Origin of the sequence: Cellulomonas sp. GbtcB1, assembly GCF_019091725.1 — a bacterium.
Lineage (GTDB): Bacteria > Actinomycetota > Actinomycetes > Actinomycetales > Cellulomonadaceae > Cellulomonas.
Genome location: NZ_JAGXJG010000345.1, coordinates 1 through 255 on the forward strand (window position 1 = coordinate 1; position 255 = coordinate 255).

Annotated in this window: 1 protein-coding gene; it reads left to right on the forward strand. The window is 81.2% G+C overall.

The features are described from left to right. On the forward strand, positions 1–255 hold a 255-nt coding region (locus tag KVT14_RS20655), incomplete at both ends, for an ABC transporter ATP-binding protein (RefSeq protein WP_217617320.1).

Below are 255 nucleotides of genomic sequence, written 5' to 3' on the forward strand. Positions count from 1 at the left end.
CCGGCGCGCACCCCCGGCCCCCGGCCGCAGACGCCGCTCGCCCCGGAGGGGCCCACCGTCCCCGCCCTGGTCGGCCGCGGCCGGCCCCCGCACCAGCGCGTGCTGTCCCGGTGGAGCCGCGAGGACGACCGCGCCGTCGCCGCCGCTCTGGAGGCCACCGGCACGGTGGAGCTCGCCGAGCGCCCGGTCGACGAGCTGTCCGGCGGGCAGCGGCAGCGGGTGTGGATCGCGATGGTCCTCGCCCAGGAGACGGAC